This window comes from Mycobacterium sp. TH-M82 (assembly GCF_057473605.1).
Map to the genome: position 1 here is coordinate 1 of NZ_JBYCKY010000842.1, position 3,819 is coordinate 3,819.

The following is a 3,819-nucleotide window of genomic DNA, read 5'->3' on the forward strand; positions in this document are numbered from 1 at the left end:
CCCGGTCGAATACGAGGCGGCCCACTACGCTGAACGTGCAACCGCAGAGACGGAGGCACACCAGTAACCAAGTGTGCACGAAACTCGGGGCGGTTCAAGAACCTCACGTTGACCCGCCAGACACCAATAGAGCTGGAACAGGTGGTCGCATGCAAGACATCATACCAACCACCCATCAATTATTTATGGGACACACCACTAGATCCTTGACGAGGGTGTCATTTTCGGCTGTTCAGCGCAGTTTGATGGTTCCGCCGTCGACCATCAGGGTCTGCCCGGTGATATAGGTTGCGTCATTGCTGGCGAGAAAGACCGCGGCGCGGCCGATGTCGGACTCCGGATCACCGAAGCGGTGCATCGGAGTGCCGGCCAGCAGACGCTGCTCCACGCCGGGGTTCGCTGCCAGGTATGCTTCGACCCCCTCAGTTAGAGCCAGCGGGGAGATGAGATTGACGTTGATGTTGTCACGCGCCCATTCGTTGGCAGCGACCCGGCTGATGGCCCGGATCGCCTCCTTGGCGGCGGCATAGGAAGCTTGGTTGACTTGGCCCTCGATGCCCGCTCCGGAGGCAAAGTTAATTACCGATCCCCCAGTGGATTTAAGCTGAGCATGACACGCTTGCATCAGCCACAACGTCGGGTAGAAGCCAGTACCCAGCGACAGGTCGAGCATCTGCTGAGTGGTGTCGAGCAGCGCCGCCTGACGTGATGCGTGGGCGTTGTTGACCAGCACGCTCACGGAGCCGAACGCTTCGACTGCAGCGGCGCAGATCTGTGTGGCACTTGCCTGCTGCGAGATGTCCGCCTCGAGGTAGCGTGTGGCCGCGCCGAGTTCGGACTCCATGGCCCTACCTGCTGTGTCGTTGATGTCCACGATCAGGACGCGAGCGCCTTCCTTGACAAACGCCCGCACTATGCCGCGCCCGATCCCGCCCGCTCCACCCGTGACGATCGCAACCTTGCCAGCCAGTCTCATTACCGATCCCTACCTTTGATGCCAGCCTTTGACTCCAGCGATACCAGCCGACAACAGTCCTCGTGGCTCCGGGCTGCCGTCGAGTGTCCGGGCAATGCGGTGGGTGATCTGCCACCGCTGCGCGATGCGCCGCAGCTCAAAATGGTGTACTCCTGCGCGCGCGACAACGTATTTCTCGTTATGCCGCACCGCCAGCAGTGACTCACACACCGCGACGGCGTCGTCGCCGTCGACAGTCACTACAGCAGGGCCGAGGAAATGGGCGCTGCCCCGACCGATCAGTCCTTGGTGCGCGTTGGAACGGACCATGGCCGCCACATCGTCACGATTGCTCATCGTCCACCCCTCGACGTCGTAGCGGCCATCAGCCGCCCAAAGTTGAGCCGTGGCTTCGGCTTCCCCAGCATCAACCAGCGGGCCGTAGGACGCAATCAGCCGCTCGACAGCCCGTTCGTCCTCGATGCGCGCAAGCCGCTGCTCCAATTCGGCGAGCCGGTCGTCAGTCATGGCGATCCCTATTCGATGTCGTCGGCCAGGGTGCGCAGCGCGCCCAGTTGGTCGCAGAAATGGGTGGCGGATTCCGCGGTCACCGTGCAGTTGACGACAGTTGCTCCGACGTCGCGTAACGATTGCAGACGACGCCGGGTTTCGGCGGGGTCGCCGATCGGCTCGAGCGCTCTGGGGCCCAACACCACATCGAAGCAATCCGGAAGGTCGACGGCAGCCAGCATTTCAGCGAGATCTCGGCTGCCGAGTCCGAACGGCATCCAGCCGTCGCATAACCCGACGGCTCGTCGCAGCGAGCGGCGGGTTCGACCGCCAACCCAGATCGGTACCCGAGGCTGAAGCGCGCAGGGCTCCACGATGACGTCGGCGTAGCGGAAGTAGGCACCGTCGTAACTAGGCCGTGAGACGGACAGCGACGAACGCAAGGCGCGGATGGCATCGTCGGCGCGATCGCCGCGGTCCGCCCAGTGTGCATCGAGCACTGCAAACTCTTCTTCGATCGAACCCACTCCGACACCCAGAACCACGCGGCCACCGCTAATGCGGTCCAATGTGCCGTAGCGCTTGGCGATTTCGAGCGGATGGTGATACCCGAGCACCAAGACCGACGTTGCCAGCCTGATCCGGGATGTGCGTGCAGCCAGAAATGCAAGCGTCGCCAACGGATCCCAATAGGTGAATCCTCGGCCTTCGCGCTGGTCGACGGGAACCGCGATGTGTTCTGAGCAGGTCAGGTAGTCGAACCCGAGTTCATCGGCGACCGTGGCGATGCGCACGAGGTCGTCGATGTCCGCACCGCGCTCCCACGCCGATGCCACGCCGGGCATCTGAACCACCACCGGAGTCGACAAGCCAATGCGCACGATGGGCTAGTCCTCGCCGATCAGCTTCTGCATGAAACGGTGGGTACCGAGCACTACCTTGGCTCGGTCAGGATGATTGCGCCGGACGACGTCCTCAGCGTTCCCACCGGCTACGAATACCGGACCGTTGGGTAGCTGTTCCAGTCCCTCACGAGCGACATCGGCCGCCTCGGCGACCCGCAGCCCCGGCACACCGAAATTCAACCCCACCCGCTCCATCGCGGGTGTCCGGGTTACGCCCAACACGAGTTCCAACACGTGCACGTTGTAGTCGCGTAGCTCAAGCCACAGGCCTTCGGCGAAGATCCGGCCGAAGGCCTTCACCCCGCCGTAAACCGTGTGGCGCACCGAACCCAGATATCCGGCCATCGACCCCACCAGCAGAATCCCGCCGCCGCGGCGGTCCCGCATTCCGCGGCCGTAATGCTGCGCGAGCCGCATCGGAGTGTTGATGTTCAAGTCGATGACCTTTTCGAAATCCGCCAGACCGCCATCGAGGAACGGTTCACTGCACGTGTTGGCGCCAGCGTTGTAGATCAGCAGACCGACCGTGATGTCCGCGGTCGTCTCTACGATGTGATCGACCGCTACCGGGTCGATCAGGTCGACCGACAGCGTGCGTACTTCCACGCCCAGTGCACGACATTCTGCGGCAGTCGAATCCAAGGGTTCTGGCTTGCGGGCAATGAGGACAAGTTTTAGTCCCGCCGCCGCGAGCTGGCGAGCGAACTCGGCGCCCACACCCTCCGATCCCCCGGCGATCACCGCCCACGGTCCGTACGCCAATAGATCCGTCACCCGGATATCGTCACCCACCGGTGCGTCCGCCGGCGGCGATATCTCACTGGATGAGATCGACGGTTCCGTTGCCGGTGCGGGCCCCTGTGTGACAGGGTCACGTGAGACACCAGCAGTAGCCGATCATCACTACAGGGCGAGACAGGATCACCATTTTCCGTGACTATGACGAGCGCATCGCTGCCGGGGTGCGCTGATACTGAACAAGTGGACAGCACGCGGGATCCAGGCGTCCGGGCACGACGGCGCACGTTCACCGCCGAGTACAAGGCCCGCCTCCTCGACGAGTACGACGCGCTGCCGGCGGGCTCGTCCGAGCGTGGTGCACTTCTGCGGCGCGAAGGCCTGTACAGCTCGCACATCGCCGAATGACGCAACGCCCGCGCTGCCGGTGCCCGAGCCGGGCTGACGCCCAAGGGGAAGCCGAAACGCACCGCTGAGCAGGTCGAGTTAGACAAGCTGCGCCGACGCACCAAGGCGCTCGAAGCCGAGCTGAGCCGCACCAAGCTAGCCTTGGAGATCACGGGAAAAGCACACGCTTATGTGGGTGATCGGTGTCAAGTGCGGGGTCCGTCGATCTGAACCGCCCCGAGTTTCGTGCACACTTGGTTACTGGTGTGCCTCCGTCTCTGCGGTTGCACGTTCAGCGTAGTGGGCCGCCTCGTATTCGACCGG

At 63.3% G+C, this 3,819-nt stretch carries 5 protein-coding genes; 1 reads left to right on the top strand and 4 read right to left on the bottom strand.

Annotated elements, in window-relative coordinates:
- Window positions 1–232: 232 nt before the first annotated feature.
- The 4 genes from AC2VON_RS24435 to AC2VON_RS24450 are packed head-to-tail and all read right to left on the bottom strand — an operon-like array spanning window position 233 to window position 3,144.
- Complete coding sequence (locus tag AC2VON_RS24435) at window positions 233–976, bottom strand: SDR family NAD(P)-dependent oxidoreductase (RefSeq protein ID WP_486955149.1); 744 nt, start codon at window positions 974–976, stop codon at window positions 233–235.
- 9 nt (window positions 977–985) lie between these two features.
- Window positions 986–1,483, bottom strand: a complete 498-nt coding sequence (locus tag AC2VON_RS24440; RefSeq protein ID WP_486955150.1) for a nuclear transport factor 2 family protein — start codon at window positions 1,481–1,483, stop codon at window positions 986–988.
- A gap of 8 nt (window positions 1,484–1,491) precedes the next feature.
- Window positions 1,492–2,346, bottom strand: coding sequence for a TIGR03619 family F420-dependent LLM class oxidoreductase (locus tag AC2VON_RS24445; RefSeq protein WP_486955151.1), 855 nt, complete (start codon window positions 2,344–2,346; stop codon window positions 1,492–1,494).
- A gap of 6 nt (window positions 2,347–2,352) precedes the next feature.
- Entirely contained in the window at window positions 2,353–3,144 is a 792-nt protein-coding gene (locus tag AC2VON_RS24450; RefSeq protein ID WP_486955153.1) for an SDR family NAD(P)-dependent oxidoreductase, read from the bottom strand.
- Between the two features lie 207 nt (window positions 3,145–3,351).
- Between AC2VON_RS24450 and AC2VON_RS24455 the strand changes: the two genes are divergently transcribed.
- Complete coding sequence (locus AC2VON_RS24455; RefSeq protein ID WP_486955152.1) at window positions 3,352–3,516, top strand: hypothetical protein; 165 nt, start codon at window positions 3,352–3,354, stop codon at window positions 3,514–3,516.
- Window positions 3,517–3,819: the final 303 nt, after the last annotated feature.